This is a genomic window from Desulfosporosinus hippei DSM 8344 (assembly GCF_900100785.1).
GTDB classification, from domain to species: domain Bacteria; phylum Bacillota; class Desulfitobacteriia; order Desulfitobacteriales; family Desulfitobacteriaceae; genus Desulfosporosinus; species Desulfosporosinus hippei.
The window spans coordinates 1-16,139 of the sequence record NZ_FNCP01000034.1; the positions used below are offsets into that span (position 1 = coordinate 1).

The window sequence follows — 16,139 nt, forward strand, 5'->3', positions numbered from 1 at the left end:
GTGTCAACTAATTCATCTGAACAATTTGGAGTCAATTATCAAGGAACGTTCGGGTTCGTTTTGTAACCTGAACCCTATATTTATCTTACAAGGAGAGAATATTATGGCTCAACAATTATTATTCACCTCAGTCATTGAGGGCGCAGCAAAACTACCGCTTGTTCGCATCGACCGTACCGAGTTCCTAACGAAGAACCTCAGCAAGCTGTATTTTGCGTAATTGTATAGGAACCCCCCTACCTCCATAAAAAATCATAACTCAATTTTTGATACATTTAAAAAATTAAAAGTCAGCAATAGTAAGTTTTCCTACGTTTGGGCTGTAAAAGGTTAAATAACAATTATTTTAGGAGCTTCGAAAGAGGCTCCTTATTTCGTTGGAGGAAAACATGTATATTCAGAAAATACCAGCCGAACAATTGAAAGCGGCAAAATACAATCCTCGCAAAGACCTGAAGATCGGCGACGTAGAGTATGAGAAAATCCGAAGGAGTATCGAAAATTTTTATAGGGAACTTCAATGGAGTAACCCAAACATAGCATGGCCAATATAATATATAAGCATATATATTTGGCAGAAATCAACAGCTTAGTCAGTAACGAGTTTATTTGATAAACGAAATTCTGGCATTATAACGACTTCAATACTCTCAGTAATTATATCGAGCAAATATTTAAGAAGATTAATATGTATTAACAAACAGTTTATACAAATATAACGTAGAGGAGTAGGGGAATGGCATCATTAACTACTGGACTGATCGAAAATACCCCGGTCACAGGTGTAAGACCAACATCAACGTTTACCGTAAAAATCACCAATGATGACTCAATTGCTGCTAGTGTTCAAATTGAAGGGTTTTTCGTGACAGGGACCACGAAAATGTTGTATGTCTTAGAATTATTAACTTTGGCTCCTGGTGAGGTAGCAGCAAGAATCTATTTTGCTCAGTTTGATGAGTTTGAATTTCAATTCCTCGCCAGCTCTGAGGCTGTTGAGATCTCTGCATGGGGGAAAGATGCATCTGGGAATTTGGTCGCAGCTCATCGTTTAGTACCTGCAGAACTTGATCCAATAAAGCCTAATGGAATCCCCGAAGAAATATCTATCAATCGAATTTATGTATCAAATTTTAATAGTAACGATGTTTCTGTCATTGATGGTGCAACTAATACGGTGATCGCTACCATTCCAGTTGGAGTTAATCCAGCAGGAGTTGATGTTAATCCATTAACCAATCGTATTTATGTAGCGAATGTAAATGGTAATAGTGTTTCTGTAATTGATGGAGTAACTAATACGGTGATTGCTACCGTTCCAGTCGTGGATGGACCAGGGGACGCAGGGGTAAATATAGCTACCAATGCCATTTATACAGCAAATTTTAATAGTAATGATGTTACCGTGATTAACGGGTTGAACAATACCGTGTTTGCTACCGTTATTCCTGCCGGAGGTAATCCCTTTCCAACTGGAATAGGAGTCAATCCATTAACTAATCGAATTTATGTAGCAAATTTTAATAGTGATATCGTTTCTGTAATTGATGGAGAAAACAATACAGTAATTACTAATATTCCGGTCCAAGTAAATCCATTCAGAGTAGGGGTTAATCCAGCTACTAACCGAATTTATGTATCAAATTTCACTAGTAATACTGTTTCCGTGATTGATGGAGTAACCAATACTGTGATTGATAACATTCCTGTCGGAACTACTCCGGCAGAAGTGGGAGTTAATTCGTTTACGAATGCTATTTACGTACCAAATCGAGATACGGATAATGTTTCCGTGATTAGCGGATTAACAAACACTGTGATTGATACTATTACTGTCGGAGATAATCCAAATGGAGTAGGAGCCAATTCATTAACTAATCGAATTTATGTAACAAATCAGGACGATAATACTGTTTCCGTAATTGACGGAGTAACCAATACGGTGATTGCTACCGTAACGGTAGGAATGCGTCCATTTTCAATAGGTGTCAATCCTTAGCAGGAGGCTCTGTAAAACGACCCACTAAATGTATATGTTGTGATTGGTAATATAGAGCAATAAATGAAGCAGGCCATTAGGCCTGTTTTTCTATTTTAGAGGAGTGATTAACAATATCATTTGAAGAACCGCATAATAAAAAAACAACCAACTTTGGTTGCATTAGATGGAGCTGGTGATGGGAATCGAACCCGCAAGCTGATTACGAATCAACTACTCTTCCAATCGAACTATAAGCTCGACGACAAGGTATTTATAGTAGATAAAGTGACATAAAAGAATGAGGAAAAGCTTGCTGGAAACCGAATGCTTATCTTTCGATGCCAGAGTGAGGTTAATGGCAAGTTGATACCTTAAGTTTGAGTTACAGACGTGCAAATGGTTTTATATAAAATATAGGGGAGTAAATATTTTTTCAACGAAAGGCCCCTGGCTTATGTTGTTACTACATGGAGCCATTAATGCCGACCTTTGGGCTGGCTTAATTACTGAGGAACAGGCAAGCTATCTGCGTGTAAAATATCTGGGCACAGGGGGGGCAGGATGGTATTAATAATTGATTTTACATTGTGTAAAGTAAATAAATTGAGAGCTTACGGTGGGGCAAATGGGAATAAAATCAATATTCTTTATGAGGGCAATAGCTATATGCTTAAATTCCCGCCTGTCCCAAGCCGCAATAAAACCATGAGTTACACCAACGGATGTATCAGTGAATATCTTGCCTCTATATCTTTGCATCCCTCGGATTCAAAACCCAGCAGACCCTGTTCGGTACCTATACTGATCCACGGGGGAAGGAAAAAGTGGTAGTGGCCACTATATGTTGCGTTGCGGTTATGGATAAAAAATTATGTGTTTCCTCGTAATTTTAGCGCGGGGAAGGAAGGGTCAAAAAACCTTAACAAATAGTTGCAATTGCGAACTATTACATGATACAATAGTTGCAAGAGGTGAATGTTATGAACTTTTCAGATCCTTCAATGCAGTTGCGGGAAATGATTAGACTACTGGAAAGAAAGCTGGGTGTTTTGGAGGACAATCAGTATTCGTGTTGCGGAATATCAATGGCACAGTGCCACGCTTTGGTTGAAATCGGTCGTATAAAAGATATTTCTTTAAACGAACTGGCTGAACAATTGAACCTTGAAAACAGTACTATGAGTCGGACGGTTAATAATTTAGTAACGAATGAATTGGTTAAACGAGAGATTGACCCGCAAGACAGGAGGTATGTAACAATTTCACTTTCTGAAAACGGGGATAAACTATTTAAAGGTATTGAAGAGGAAATGAATCAATATTTTAAGAAGGTATATAATTCAATTCCTGAAGATAAAAAACAGCAAGTACTTGAAAGCTTACAGATATTACTTGAAGCCGTAGGGATAAACGAACAATTAAGAAATTGAGTTATGGAAGGGAAGGTTTTCTTATGTTGTCTGTTTTATTGTTCATAATTCTATTTATTACAGCTATTGCTATCATGGAACTTCTTGGTACAGATAACAGAGAAAAAGTAATGAATGACTTTTGTAACATGGAATGCAAACAGAGTATTAAAAAGAAGTATAAGTTCTGTTGTTAGAAAGTAGGTTGTTATATGGGGAGTAAAGCTTATTTCGCAGAAGTAGCCAATCAATGGGATACAATGAGCCAAGGTTTCTTTTCTGATGCAGCAAGACAGAAAGCTTATAGTCTTGCCGCAGTTGAAGAAGGAAAATTAGCTGCAGATATAGGAACTGGAACTGGATATCTCGCAGAAGGTTTGATTCATAATGGTTTAAGGGTTATTGCAGTTGACTGTTCTGAAGCAATGCTAAATCAAATGAAACAAAAATTTGCAGATATTAATACTATTGATTACCGCCAGGGAGAAGCCGAAAAGTTGCCCATAGATAATGATACAGTAGACTATGCCATGGCTAATATGTATTTACATCATGTGGAAGACCCCTTTATAGCAATTAAAGAAATGGTACGTATCTTAAAGCCAGAAGGAAAGTTGGTTCTCACTGATTTAGATCAACACAATTTCGAATTTTTGAGAAAGGAACATCATGACCGATGGATGGGTTTTATGCGTGAAGATGTAAAACAATGGTTACTAAAAGCAGGTTTGAAGAACGTCTCTATTGACTGTGTAGGTGGAAATTGTTGCGCAAGTTCTAAACTTGGTTGTGATAACGCGAGTATAAGCATTTTTATTGCCTATGGCGAAAAGCAGCCAATAGAAAGATGTTAATCTCGTCTTTATCGTGAAGTTCAGGTACGATAATTACGCCGCTGTCCTTCCACTTCAGGAAATCTGCCATCGTCTTATAGGATTTGACAAAGCCGTCATACGTGCTTAAGTCCGTCCCGCCACCACACACCAGAAGAGCGCATTCTTTCACCTTCCAGGGCCTTTTGCCTATTAAAAATGCATAGAACTTGTCAATTGCAGGCTTTTAGGGCAAATGAAGCATCGCTTGAAGCGGTGCATTTTGCGTTTTATGGGTCTTTCGCTGCGATACTTAATAGGTATCCCTATGAGTAAGTGAAAAAATTGTATTAAAAAGGGACTTATAAAATCGTTTAATTTGCAAATAAATGTAAGTAGTAATTTTGTTGACATATAGTCTAATTAGACTATAATCAATATGGTAGTCTAATTGGACTATATGTCTTAAGATAAGTAATTGCTACTGATTTAGAGTAATTGCTTGGAATGGAGGGCATGATGATTAAATCTTTTTTGATGATAGGTCAATCTAATATGGCCGGTAGAGGCTTTTTGAATGATGTGCCCCTAATTATAAACGAACGTATCCAAATGTTGCGCAATGGCAGATGGCAAATGATGATAGAACCTGTAAACTATGATCGTCCTGTTTCCGGTGTAAGTTTGGCGGCATCATTTGCAGATGCATGGTGTTCAAAGTATCCGGAAGATACGATTGGCCTAATACCATGTGCCGAAGGAGGAAGCTCCCTAGATGACTGGTCTGTTGATGGCGAGCTTTTTCAGCATGCCGTCAGCGAAGCCAAATTTGCTATGAAGCATAGCACCTTGACAGGTATTTTGTGGCATCAAGGAGAAAGTGATAGTTCAGATGGCAAATACAAAGTGTATTATGACAAGTTATCGGTAATCGTACAAAACCTCAGAGATATCCTTAATGTTCCAGAAATACCCTTCATTATTGGCGGCTTAGGAGACTATTTAGGTAAAACAGGATTCGGGCAGTACTGCGTCGAGTATGATCGTATAAACGCTTGCTTACAAAAATTTGCTTTTGAGCAAGCACATTGTTATTTTGTGTCTGCGCAGGGGCTGACAGCGAATCCAGATGGTATTCATGTGAATTCATTATCTCAAAGATATTTTGGTCTGCGCTACTTTGAAGCCTTTGATAAAAAAACTCATGTTTTGGCACCACTAAGCCATGAAGTTGAGCTTTTGGATAGATTTATCGCTAGAATCCAAACACCAACTGAATTGATGTTTGTGAAACAAATGGAATTTGCACTTGGAAAAATTTCTTATGAAGAACTTATCAACGAATAGTGAGGATAGTTATGATTCCATTGCTGATTTTAGGACTATTAATACAAAATCCAGGATCAAACGGATACGAGCTCCTGGCACAAATGGATGAAAGACACTACAAATATATCGTAAATTTCACGAAGGGTTCATTTTACTATAATCTTCAGCAGCTAGAAGAAAAAAATTTAATACAGCAGGTTATTCAATCGGAACAAAGTCGGGAAAGTCACCATTATGTTATCACGGAAATTGGGAAAGCCGAGTTTGAAAAGTTGATGTACCAGTACGGTACAAAAACAGAGTATGTTAACCTGTCCTTTTATGCCGCGCTTTTATTTGCAAAGGAGTACAAAAGCGATAATATGATCAAGCTTATTAAAATACAAATTGAGCAGACTGAAGCAAAAATTCGATTATTAAAGGATGCCTTGGAAAGTGAACATCAACTCCCAATACATTTTAGAAAGATGTTAGAGAACTCGGTTTCGCACCATTTGGTAAATTTAGAATGGTTTACTTCGCTCTTAAAGGATGGGGATTGTCTATAATTTTTCAACCTACATGTAAACTAGCTCAAGCGTTAAATGTCCATTCTAATATTGAAAAAGAAATTAAAAGCAGGACGGCCAAAGCCGTCCTGTAAAGATTTTAAGTCATCTAATTATGATCATCTTTTACAAATTCCAATGACCCCAAGTAGCCAAAGGAAGCCCTATAGAAATGGGATAATTGAGTCGGTACATATTAGCACCACCGAAAAACTCTCCATGCAAAAATCACTTTCATTAATAGCACAGGTGAATGTTTGGCGCAAAATAAAGAGAAAATTCTATATATTCAGAACAGTAATTTTGAGGTATAATGATATAGGTACTCTGGAGAGAACATTTTAGAGAGGGGGGAATTGATAAATTTAGTGATTTACGCGGATTTATTCTAATATTACCTATTACCTATTACCTATTACCTATTACCTATTACCTAGTACGAGTACCTATTACCTCTTACAAGTTAAAATTAAGGAGGAAAAATTGATGAGTGTACAAGAAGTAAAAGTAGCTTATACAGGTGCAGATCCTACAGCCTTTGGAGTTATGGGTTTATCGTTGATATGTTTTGTGGCTTCATCTTCTAAATTAAGCTTTACTGATCCTAAAGCAACAGGTTTACTGGTTATTTGGGCTGCATTGTTGGGAGGGCTTGTTCAAATTATAGCTGCATTGATTGACTTTAAAAAGGGTAACGTATTTGGCGGCACAGTTTTAGGTGCTTATGGCTTTTTCTGGGTCGGAATGGCTTTTTCCTGGGCAACTTTGAATGGTATGTTAGGTGAAGGCATGAAAGCTGCAGCTGATCCTAAACAGTTGGGTGTCGTATTTGTTGGTTATCTTATTTTCTCTCTGTTTATTACGGTAGCTTCTTTCGAAACCAACGTTCCTTTTATTATAATATTACTTCTCATTGACGTTCTATTTATCACCCTTGCTTGCGTATCATTTAAATGGGGTCCTATCGCTTTGTATGCACAAATCGCTGGCTGGACAGAGTTTTTGATCTCCTTAGTTGGTTTCTATTCTGTCGGGGGAATATTTTTCAAGAACTTCTACGGTCGTGATATATTACCTATGGGCGCACCAATGGGTCTGATAAAAAAAGCTGCTCCTGCTCCAGCTCCTGTTGCTAGAACTAAAGGTGTCTAAGATAATTGCATCAAAATTTTAGTGTAAATAAAAAGATCGAGCATTGCTCGATCTTTTTAGCGGGTGGGAATCCCGCCAAAACAAGGTTTAGCTAACCAAATTGTAGCGAGTCAAAGCCACACGGCAAAGGTAAGGCGTAATATTCTTCATAGCTTTATTGATTGGGGGGCCTTCATTTTTATTGCCTTAGCTATGGCCCCTGTCAAGCCTATCCCAACAGCGGAAATAAGTACTATTTCGGAAGCTGGAATATCCCTGGACCATGGCATGATCATCAGATGAGAGCGCACACAGCTCACAGAATAATTGCTATCTCCTACAGTTACAAAACCTTTTATACGATAAGTATAGGGCGCAACGAAGTTCAGAAAACCCTGAAGTTCGTTGATCGTAACAGAAGGTAGTACCTTGATGATAAATGTCTGTGGCCTGTTTTCTGGGGTATTGGTGCAGTCTTGGCTCGCCGATTTTGAGGGCTGTAAATTCATCACTAATGTATTGATATTGATATTGCAGTAACTGGTAAAAAAGATAGGGGCATGGATATTGGCCTTACGTACTTCGGCCTGGATTTCGTCCTTAATTACGGGAGAAATCAGATCTTCTTTATTTACAAGAACAACCCCCGCCTGGGTCAACTGGTTCCCTACTGCCGGAAGAAGATCCTTCAATTCGAGAAAAGCTTCGCCGTCTAAAACACATATCGAACCTGAATAGTGGTACGGATGAACAGTGTATTTCTCGATTACCTCCAGAATCTGCTGCATGTTACCGGGATCCGCCAGTCCGGATGCTTCGATAAACAGATATTCGAAGTTTGGGGAGGACATATCGATAAGAGCCTTGATAAAGTTCTCCTTGATGCAGGAGCAGAATATTGAGCCGTTGGATAACTCACGCATAATAGTCCCGTCTTTTTCCAGCAAACGGGCATCGATATTGATTTCGCCGAATTCGTTGACGATAACCCCCACAGGGCTGTCCTTATAATAATGAAGCAAGCGCTCCATAAGCGTGGTTTTTCCCGTACCCAGAAAGCCTGTAAGCAGGATCAGTTGTGTCATAAAGCATCATTCTTTCTCTCTGACATTTTATCGGCACATTCTCATTTGTTGTGCTTAGCATTGTAGCGTTTGGTTATCTCAGCGATCAATTCATCTCCATCGGGAATGATGGAAATGTACACACTTTCCCCGTCAATGCACATAGTGGGAAGATTTTTCAGTCCCATTTTAGCAGTTCTGGCAATGTCTTCTTTGATAAAATACTTATATACAATATAGTCAGCCATATCTTTAATCTCATCAAAAATATCGGTGACACTTTTCACCATATAGGTGCAAGCGGCACATTGTTCCGGATCCAGCGTGAACAGTTCGATATAGACTTTATCCATGCCTGAGTAATTGGGAATCTCAATTTCAATCTGGTCAAAGTCGCTTGCGGAATAGTCGACAACCATGGCACGGGCCTCATCAGGATGATGGACAGCCAAAGCACAGGCAACTGTGTTTTCCAGAGGCACATCATAGGGCATATCACAGCCGGGACTGATTATAAGGTTGTGTTTGTTGTCGATGCTGTCCATCAAGTCCAGAACGCCCTTAATATTATCCTGTTGGGTACCAAAAAGCATGGTGGTTGTCAGGGGAATGTTACCACTCAGCGCAATGTTATACTGATCCGTAATCTCTTTGGCGGCAACCATATCGACGTTTTCGTCCACCGCCATGGAATCCGGATAGGTATCACACATCACTTTTATTTGATAAGAAGCATTCCCGCAGACAAAGAAGGAAGACTTTACGCCTTTTAGCCGGATATAATCAAAGACAGCTTTGAAGGGCTCGTGCATCAGACTTGCAAATGCCTTCGGAGAAATCTGGCTGACCAACGGGTCGACTACAGCGATCACATCCATGCCGGCCTCGATATATAAGTCGGCCATTTTCTGCGCATACTCGGCACAAAAGGACGTGAGCTGTACCACGTAATCAGGATCTTTTCTAATATCTTTAAAAAAGTCGCTGCCGCGCAGATGGGAGGCCAGTGTCAATGGTCCGCAGATCAAACCGTAAAGCGCGGTTTCATTGCCAATTTCTTCTTTCATCACGCGCATTGCTTCCAAGACAACGGGTATCCGTCCGGATTCCGGTGTCGGGAATTTGCATTTACAGGGAATCCCTTTTTCCTTGTCAAACAGGTGAGACACAACAGAGGGAGGGTTATAATCAGCCCACATAAGCTCACAACCAAGAATTTCGGCTTCTAGTTGCAAGTCAAAGGTAATTGGCATACCGTCCGGTTGATAAAGCTTGTATACTTCCCGCAGACTTTCGATCAATTTGGCGGAATCAGTTAAGACTTCTCTTCCTGAATACCCTTTTAGTTTTCCTGCATGGACACCCGCGAAAGGAATCCAGGGAAGCTGTCCGTTAGTATCCTCGTGATTCAACACCTTCATTAGCAATTCTTTACCCATTTTTGTATCCTCCTGACGTTTTGAAATGATTCATCCACCAAACCCCGGGTCAAATGCAAGGGCAATGTATACAAAGAGACGCTTCCGCTAAGCTGGTAAAGCGTCTTTGTCTTTGCTGTGATGAGTTACTTGTTGATTTTAAAGAAGTATAAATCATGGTCTAAAAATTGTGAAGCTACAATTTGAAAGGATTTTCAGGATACAATTTCTTCGGCGTTGAAATCGTCCAAATATAGCAAAGGGAATTGTATCCCGAAAAAATTCTGAAATTGTATCTTTGATGCTGAGGAACGGTATCTTATAATTTGCATATAGATTCGGCACATGAGACGGACGAGACGTAGTGCTAAGCAGACAATGGGGTCGCAAATACTTATGACTCCTTTTTTTGTTGTCAATTATCGCTTTTGGGAGAATTGATCGCTGTTAAACAATCTTGTGCCAAATCAATCATATCGTTAGCATGTCTGTAATGAGTCAGTATTCTAGGCAAAAGAAAGTTCTACCAAAGGAGGAGAAACACACTTGAGCGAAGAGATTTATGCTAAACTCAAAAAATCGATTGTGGAAATGGATACCGATTTAGCAGAAGAAGCAGCTAATGAGGCAATTGCAGCAGGCCTTGATCCGTTGGAGTGTATCAGCTCGGGGCTCTCGAAAGGCATGGCGGTTATGGGTGATTTGTTCGATGTAGGCGAAGCTTTTGTTCCTGATTTAATGATGGCTTCCGAGGCCTTCGAAACCGCAATCAATATTTTGACAAGTGCACTGTCTGTCGAGGAGAAACACAAATCTTCCAGTGGAAAAGTTATTATTCACACAGTGCAGGGCGATATTCACGATATTGGCAAGAACATAGTAAGTGTCATGTTGTCGGCAAACAACTTTGAAGTATTTGACCTTGGACGTGATGTGCCGGTTCCTTTAGTAATCAAAAAGGCTGAAGAATACGGTGTAGATCTTATCTGCGGTTCCGCTCTTATGACGACAACAATGGCGTCGATGAAGGAAATTATCAATACTCTCAAGGAAGACGGAATTCGTGATAAATACATCGTCATGTTCGGAGGCGCTCCCGTATCAGCAAAGTGGTGTAGTGAAATCGGAGCAGACGGTTACACCGATACTGCCGCAGAGGTAGCTGCCATGGCTAAAGACTTGATTGCCAAGAAAAGAGGTGCCTAATTAATGAAGGCCATAGGGAAAAACGTTACGGTGTTTGACGTATATGATCGGGCCAAGAGCGGGCCCAAAATGGAAGAAAAAGATTGGGATTTCAAATTAATACCGCAGACCGCCCGAAAATTGAAAGATAAGTACGGAATAAAGATGGACAAAAAAACAATTATTCCGGAGGACAAAGAACTTATCGACAAGCTGTTTAATGCAGGTTTGGAGATGCTGGTTGAGTGTGGAGTTTACTGCATGGATACCGGGCGGGTAATCAAGTACACAAAGGATGAGGTGCTTCATGCCATTAAAGCCGCACCGGACCATTTCACTTACGGTGAAGGCAAAGAGGCCATAAATGTGGTGCCAAGGAGTTATAATTCGCCGAAAGCTCCCGTTATTCAGGGTGGCCCAACAGGCTCTCCCTGTTCTGAGGAACTGTTCCTGGCAATCCATCAGTCCTATGCCCAAGAACGAATCATAGATGCGATGGTTGACGGTGTGCTGCAGACTGTCATGGGTAAGGACCCGTCCCCCGGTTCTCCCTGGGAGATACTGGCTGTACGATCAGAGGCTATACAAGTGCGCGAGGCACAGCTCAGAGCCGGACGCAAAGGCATGGGAACGTAGGGCAATGAGACATCATTAAGTGCCGCAGGGGTCATATCTGCTGACTTTGAAGGCGGCATGAGGCCATCTGATTCCCATGAGGTTTCTCAGCTGAATGAGCTCAAAATCGACGTAGGTGCGTTGGTTGTTGGAGCACATTACGCTACAGCTGGTGTAATCGTAATGGTAGAACAGATGCCTATCTTCGGCGGATACGCAGGTGGCCTGGAAGAGACCACCATCGTTGATGTCGCTACAACTTTAAACTCATTTGTAATGTTACAGGCCACCTGGCATCTGGATGGGCCGGTGCACGTGCGCTGGGGCATAACAACGACGAGAGAGGCTCTTGCCGTTGCTGGCCACGCAGCTCGTGCCATTGAAGAGAATACCCATCTGATCTTGGGAAATCAGTATTACACATTAGCAGGTCCCTGCACAGTCATGTGCTTACTGGAGACGGCAGCTCAGGCTATTACGGATACAGTCAGCGGACGAGAGATCTTGTCCGGTGTCGCTTCCGGTAAAGGAGTTGTCACCGATCTCTTTACAGCCATGGAAGCACGTTTCATGGGTGAGGTAGCCCATGCAGTTGCGGGAATGGATCTTCATGAAGTAAACATTCTGTTGGATAAACTTGTTTCCTTATATGAAAAGGATTATAAAACGGCACCTGAGGGGAAAACCTTCCAGGAATGCTATGATGTAAAGAAACTGGTTCCGACGGAGGAATATATCCAGGTTTACGATGAAGCTGTTAAAATTATGACTGATTTAGGCCTGACATATTGGAATGATTAATTTCAATCAGGCATAACTACTATTACTGTATTAATCTGTCGGCAGCCTGTGGATTTTACGCTTATTGACACAGAGTGGTCCTTAAGTTCGATCGGCGGACTGTTGGCAGATGACTATATGGAGGGTGGATCGTAGTGATCTTACGGACTCTAAATCCGTACAGCCGGGTGCGACTCCGGGACTCTTCGCCATAATGCATTTCGGTATATAGGTGTCTGAAAGTCTAAACATTCGGGTATGTCTCGTTGAAGTATGTTTAGCACTTGCGGATTCCTATATTTTTTTATTTCAAAAATGTATATCTAAATTCATACGTTTGGGGATGGTGCATATGTTATGTTCGCTTGTTTTTCTGCCTTTTGGCACAAGATTAAAGATACAGGAAAGAAAAAGTTAAGCAGGAGGCTTACGGAATGCTTGAAACAATACTCAGGAAATGCCATCAAGGAAATCAAATATCCTTCGAGGAAATTGTCTACCTATTGAGATGTCGGGATGAAAGTGAAATGGAACGGATTTTTGCGGCAGCAAGAAAGGTTCGGCAAGCCGTATTCGGGAATAAAGTCTTTCTCTATAGTTTCGTCTATTTTTCAACCTACTGTCAGAACAGCTGCACCTTTTGTTATTTCAGGAAAGAAAACTTGAATTCTCCTCGGTATCGCAAAACATTGCCGGAAGTGGTTAACATAGCTTTGGAATTAAAGAAGTCCGGAGTGCATTTGATTGATTTGACGACGGGAGACGATAGGTTTTATACAGAGCATCCGGAGAGACTGGCCTCAATTGTGAAAGCCGTAAAAGACGCAACCGGTCTGCCTATCATGGTATCACCGGGAGTGTTGGACGAGCAGGGTTTAGAGCTGATTGAGGGGGCGGGGGCCGATTGGTATGCGTTGTATCAGGAGACACATCAACGAACCTTGTTTGAACAGCTGCGGCAAGGGCAAAGTTACGAAAAACGGATGATTGCCAAAGGATATGCCCGAGATCTGGGGATGCTCATTGAGGAAGGCTTGCTGACCGGAATCGGTGACACGTTAGAGGACAGGGTTCATTCCTTCAGAGAAATGAAAAAACTGGGAGCAAGGCAAATAAGGACTATGACCTTTGTCCCGCAAGAAGGAGCACCCTTTGCAGGTGTGGGGAATCAGGGATATCAAAACGAACTGCTGAATATCGCAGTTATGAGGCTGCTATTTCCGGATGTATTGATCCCGGCATCCTTGGATGTAGAAGGCTTGGGCGGCCTTGAAAAGCGACTGATGGCTGGGGCAAACATCGTGACCTCTATCATTCCGCCGAGGCAGGGGTTCGCGGGGGTGGCAAACTGTAAAAATGACATTGATGAGGGCTTCCGTACGGTAGCGGGGATTCAGAATACATTGAAGAAATGTAATTTAGAGAATGCCACGGCCCAGGAATATAGCCGTTGGGTTGCAGACAGAAGAACTATTGATAAGCCTGCCGCCAGAAAATGTGCAGGGGATTATATTCGCGGTTAAGGTGGGGATTTCATGATAAAGATACTGGTCATCGGTGCAAAATTGCAAGGAGTTGAGGGGATATATCTGGCCAAAAAGGCCGGGTATCAGGTTACGGCTTTGGATCACAATGGGGATGCTCCCGGCAGAGACCTGGCAGACGAATTCATCAAAGCGGAGGTCTTTGATGAAGAAGAGCTGCTCCCGCTGTTTTTGAAAGCGGATGTCGTGCTGCCGGCAATCGAGGATCATGAAGTCATTACCAAAGTGGAGGAGTACGGACGGAAAACGGGCACTAGAATCATGTTTGATGTTAATGCCTACAATATTTCCCGTTCCAAACATCTCTCCCTTGAACTTTTTCAAAAAAACCGACTGCCGATACCCGCAATATACCCAGATTGTGGATTCCCTGTTATTTTGAAGCCGGACGAGGAAAGTGGCAGCAAGCATGTAAAGAAGGCTTATTGTCGTCACGAGGTAGAAGAATACCTGGAAACCCATAAAAACATTGATACTGTCATTCAGGAATATGTGGAGGGTGCCTCTTATTCTCTGGAAGTGATCGGGGACGGGAAACGTTTTTATTTTCCTCAGATTACAGAAGTTATAGTAGACGAGGACTATGACTGCAAACGAATCGTTGCTCCTGCCAATCTGGCAGGGCAGGAAAAGCAAGAGATGCTGGAGATCGGTCAAAGGCTTGCGGAAATTCTGAAAATTAAGGGCATCTTCGACATTGAAGTGATCAGCCAGGCGGGAAAACTGAAAATACTAGAAATCGATGCCAGGCTGCCAAGCCAGACCCCGATCAGCGTATATCATTCAACGGGGATGAATATGGTGGAAATGATGACCGCGCTGGCATTAGGAAACCCCGAGAGCATCCGGATTCTTCCGGCAAAACAGGTTTGTCTGTACCAGCAGATACAGGTTTGTGACGGAATAATTAAAGTCACAGGAGAACATATCATTGGCTCTTGCCGCCAATTGAAGGTTCGCAAACAATTCTTTGGCTGCACAGAAGCCATCACCGACTATGAAGAAGGCAGCAGGGACTGGAAAGGAATTATTATCGTTACCGGGGAAACCGAACAGCAAGCCCAGGAAACATTTCTTAAGTTTATTCAACAATTGAAGAAAGAGTTGGGAATCGAGGACTGGGAGTATATTGAATGATGAAAGGAGTTCGGAGGTATGTCGAGACTGCTGGAATCTGATATTGATTTGATTGAAACACAACTTCAGGATTATGAAGATCTGTTTATCAGACAAACAGGCTGTACCATGGAGGAAATTGCTCAAAAAGCGGTGGGTTTAAGGGAAAATACAAAGAGAGTCAAGACCGCAGTCATTTCCGTTACGAGCGGACTGGGCATGATCACCGGATACTCACAAGCGGTGGGAGCCATTCTTCGTCATCTCCGAGTGGAAACCTTGATTGCGGAGAAAACCGACGTTGCCGGTCTCCAACAAGCCTATCTGTCACAATGCGGAATCGCATTTCTGGCCGACGATTACGTGTGCGCGGCCTTGGGGATTGGGAGTGCCGTGCACTCCGACAATAGCTGGTCTACGGGAAGGGGCTTTGCAGCGGCAATCATCGAGGCTATGAGGAAACAGGGGATAAATCCGCTGCAGGAACGGGTGCTGATAATCGGAGCCGGCCCGGTGGGAGAAGCAGCGGCCCATTACATCGCAGAACAACAGGGGATACCGGTGATCTGCGATTTGGACGATAACAAAGCGGCTTCCTTGGCCGCAACTTTAGATCAATCCGCCTGGGTTTCTTCGCCGGCTCCAATCCGGCAGTTTACCTATATCATCGATGCCGGTACTACGGGGGATTTTATTACGGAAGAAGACGTCACCGAAAAAACAATCATTGCGGCACCAGGTATGCCCTGCGGAGCGACGGCTGCAGCCAGAGAAAAAGCCATGGTAATCCATAATCCCTTGGAGATTGGCATCATAACCATGTATTTTGATTGTATGAAACAGTTAGAGGATTAAGATATGGATCAAAAGATAAAGGAAGCTAAAAAACAAAAAGTCGTAAGGTATATCTTCAAAAATCAGAGGCTATTCCTCTTGATCAATAAGGTCAAACTATGGCCGTCCCGGTCCGGAATGCTTCACGGCGTAAAATCAATAGAAAACAGAAGTAAAACCATGGTGGTAACAACACACTGTGGAGAATCCTTTGTCGTGTGGGATTCGAAAAATTGCCGGAGCGCAAGATGGCTGCGCAATCGTTGGTATAAAAATCCCTGTAAAAAGTGCAAGATTCCGGAATGGAAACTCATGAAATATTCCCAGACGGTATTTACGGATGCCAGAAGATAGGTGAGGGTATGAGTATAGA

At 42.0% G+C, this 16,139-nt stretch carries 16 protein-coding genes and 2 pseudogenes; 16 read left to right on the plus strand and 2 right to left on the minus strand.

The genetic code is table 11. From position 1 onward, the window contains the following. The 10 genes and pseudogenes from BLS16_RS24090 to BLS16_RS20495 all read left to right on the plus strand — a co-directional run. Nucleotides 1–220 (plus strand): hypothetical protein (locus BLS16_RS24090; RefSeq protein WP_207649780.1); only part of this gene is annotated, 220 nt, incomplete at its 5' end. Nucleotides 221–389: 169 nt separating this feature from the next. After that, nucleotides 390–554: a ParB N-terminal domain-containing protein gene (locus BLS16_RS23865; RefSeq protein ID WP_176786245.1), complete on the plus strand. Its 165-nt coding sequence runs from the start codon at nt 390–392 to the stop codon at nt 552–554. 182 nt (nt 555–736) lie between these two features. Then, nucleotides 737–1,999 (plus strand): beta-propeller fold lactonase family protein, encoded by a 1,263-nt coding sequence (locus tag BLS16_RS20465; protein WP_092335483.1) that lies wholly within the window; start codon nt 737–739, stop codon nt 1,997–1,999. A gap of 120 nt (nt 2,000–2,119) precedes the next feature. Beyond that, nucleotides 2,120–2,275: a hypothetical protein gene (locus tag BLS16_RS24095; RefSeq protein ID WP_207649784.1), complete on the plus strand. Its 156-nt coding sequence runs from the start codon at nt 2,120–2,122 to the stop codon at nt 2,273–2,275. Between the two features lie 267 nt (nt 2,276–2,542). Continuing rightward, nucleotides 2,543–2,817, plus strand: a pseudogene (locus tag BLS16_RS24440) (CtkA family protein); the annotation flags it as partial. A gap of 144 nt (nt 2,818–2,961) precedes the next feature. Then, entirely contained in the window at nt 2,962–3,411 is a 450-nt protein-coding gene (locus tag BLS16_RS20475) for a MarR family winged helix-turn-helix transcriptional regulator (RefSeq protein WP_092335484.1), read from the plus strand. Nucleotides 3,412–3,602: 191 nt separating this feature from the next. After that, a complete protein-coding gene (locus tag BLS16_RS20480; RefSeq protein WP_092335485.1) occupies nt 3,603–4,244 on the plus strand; it encodes a class I SAM-dependent methyltransferase in 642 nt (213 codons plus the stop codon). Nucleotides 4,245–4,721: 477 nt separating this feature from the next. Further along, nucleotides 4,722–5,549: a sialate O-acetylesterase gene (locus tag BLS16_RS20485; RefSeq protein ID WP_092335486.1), complete on the plus strand. Its 828-nt coding sequence runs from the start codon at nt 4,722–4,724 to the stop codon at nt 5,547–5,549. An 11-nt stretch (nt 5,550–5,560) separates the two neighbouring features. Next, nucleotides 5,561–6,079, plus strand: coding sequence for a PadR family transcriptional regulator (locus tag BLS16_RS20490; RefSeq protein ID WP_092335487.1), 519 nt, complete (start codon nt 5,561–5,563; stop codon nt 6,077–6,079). Between the two features lie 486 nt (nt 6,080–6,565). Next, nucleotides 6,566–7,231: an acetate uptake transporter gene (locus BLS16_RS20495; RefSeq protein ID WP_092335488.1), complete on the plus strand. Its 666-nt coding sequence runs from the start codon at nt 6,566–6,568 to the stop codon at nt 7,229–7,231. 146 nt (nt 7,232–7,377) lie between these two features. On the opposite strand, the gene BLS16_RS20500 is transcribed toward BLS16_RS20495, so the two are convergent. Both BLS16_RS20500 and BLS16_RS20505 read right to left on the minus strand, forming a co-directional pair. Next, entirely contained in the window at nt 7,378–8,295 is a 918-nt protein-coding gene (locus tag BLS16_RS20500; protein ID WP_092335489.1) for a CobW family GTP-binding protein, read from the minus strand. Nucleotides 8,296–8,336: 41 nt separating this feature from the next. Then, on the minus strand, nt 8,337–9,713 hold the full coding sequence (locus BLS16_RS20505; RefSeq protein ID WP_092335490.1) for a uroporphyrinogen decarboxylase family protein: 1,377 nt from the start codon (nt 9,711–9,713) through the stop codon (nt 8,337–8,339). Between the two features lie 525 nt (nt 9,714–10,238). Between BLS16_RS20505 and BLS16_RS20510 the strand changes: the two genes are divergently transcribed. The 6 genes and pseudogenes from BLS16_RS20510 (at nt 10,239) to pylSn (ending at nt 16,120) form a co-directional block, all read left to right on the plus strand. Beyond that, the gene (locus BLS16_RS20510; RefSeq protein ID WP_092335491.1) at nt 10,239–10,898 is read left to right on the plus strand and encodes a cobalamin B12-binding domain-containing protein; all 660 of its coding nucleotides are present in this window, start codon (nt 10,239–10,241) and stop codon (nt 10,896–10,898) included. Between the two features lie 3 nt (nt 10,899–10,901). Continuing rightward, nucleotides 10,902–12,293: pseudogene (locus BLS16_RS24445) on the plus strand (monomethylamine:corrinoid methyltransferase). Nucleotides 12,294–12,706: 413 nt separating this feature from the next. Then, nucleotides 12,707–13,795, plus strand: coding sequence for a methylornithine synthase PylB (gene pylB / locus BLS16_RS20520; protein ID WP_092335492.1), 1,089 nt, complete (start codon nt 12,707–12,709; stop codon nt 13,793–13,795). A gap of 12 nt (nt 13,796–13,807) precedes the next feature. After that, on the plus strand, nt 13,808–14,953 hold the full coding sequence (gene pylC / locus BLS16_RS20525; RefSeq protein ID WP_092335493.1) for a 3-methylornithine--L-lysine ligase PylC: 1,146 nt from the start codon (nt 13,808–13,810) through the stop codon (nt 14,951–14,953). An 18-nt stretch (nt 14,954–14,971) separates the two neighbouring features. Next, a complete protein-coding gene (gene pylD, locus BLS16_RS20530; RefSeq protein WP_092335494.1) occupies nt 14,972–15,787 on the plus strand; it encodes a 3-methylornithyl-N6-L-lysine dehydrogenase PylD in 816 nt (271 codons plus the stop codon). Nucleotides 15,788–15,790: 3 nt separating this feature from the next. Next, complete coding sequence (gene pylSn, locus BLS16_RS20535) at nt 15,791–16,120, plus strand: pyrrolysine--tRNA(Pyl) ligase small subunit (RefSeq protein ID WP_092335516.1); 330 nt, start codon at nt 15,791–15,793, stop codon at nt 16,118–16,120. The last annotated feature ends 19 nt before the right edge of the window (nt 16,121–16,139 follow it).

Bases quoted from the DNA above. Each gene is read 5' to 3' on its own strand.
- BLS16_RS23865 (WP_176786245.1), top strand. From the start codon at position 390: ATGTATATTCAGAAAATACCAGCCGAACAATTGAAAGCGGCAAAATAC.
- BLS16_RS20465 (WP_092335483.1), top strand. From the start codon at position 737: ATGGCATCATTAACTACTGGACTGATCGAAAATACCCCGGTCACAGGT.
- BLS16_RS20475 (WP_092335484.1), top strand. From the start codon at position 2,962: ATGAACTTTTCAGATCCTTCAATGCAGTTGCGGGAAATGATTAGACTA.
- BLS16_RS20480 (WP_092335485.1), top strand. From the start codon at position 3,603: ATGGGGAGTAAAGCTTATTTCGCAGAAGTAGCCAATCAATGGGATACA.
- BLS16_RS20485 (WP_092335486.1), top strand. From the start codon at position 4,722: ATGATTAAATCTTTTTTGATGATAGGTCAATCTAATATGGCCGGTAGA.
- BLS16_RS20490 (WP_092335487.1), top strand. From the start codon at position 5,561: ATGATTCCATTGCTGATTTTAGGACTATTAATACAAAATCCAGGATCA.
- BLS16_RS20495 (WP_092335488.1), top strand. From the start codon at position 6,566: ATGAGTGTACAAGAAGTAAAAGTAGCTTATACAGGTGCAGATCCTACA.
- BLS16_RS20500 (WP_092335489.1), bottom strand. From the start codon at position 8,295: ATGACACAACTGATCCTGCTTACAGGCTTTCTGGGTACGGGAAAAACC.
- BLS16_RS20505 (WP_092335490.1), bottom strand. From the start codon at position 9,713: ATGGGTAAAGAATTGCTAATGAAGGTGTTGAATCACGAGGATACTAAC.
- pylB (WP_092335492.1), top strand. From the start codon at position 12,707: ATGCTTGAAACAATACTCAGGAAATGCCATCAAGGAAATCAAATATCC.
- pylC (WP_092335493.1), top strand. From the start codon at position 13,808: ATGATAAAGATACTGGTCATCGGTGCAAAATTGCAAGGAGTTGAGGGG.
- pylD (WP_092335494.1), top strand. From the start codon at position 14,972: ATGTCGAGACTGCTGGAATCTGATATTGATTTGATTGAAACACAACTT.
- pylSn (WP_092335516.1), top strand. From the start codon at position 15,791: ATGGATCAAAAGATAAAGGAAGCTAAAAAACAAAAAGTCGTAAGGTAT.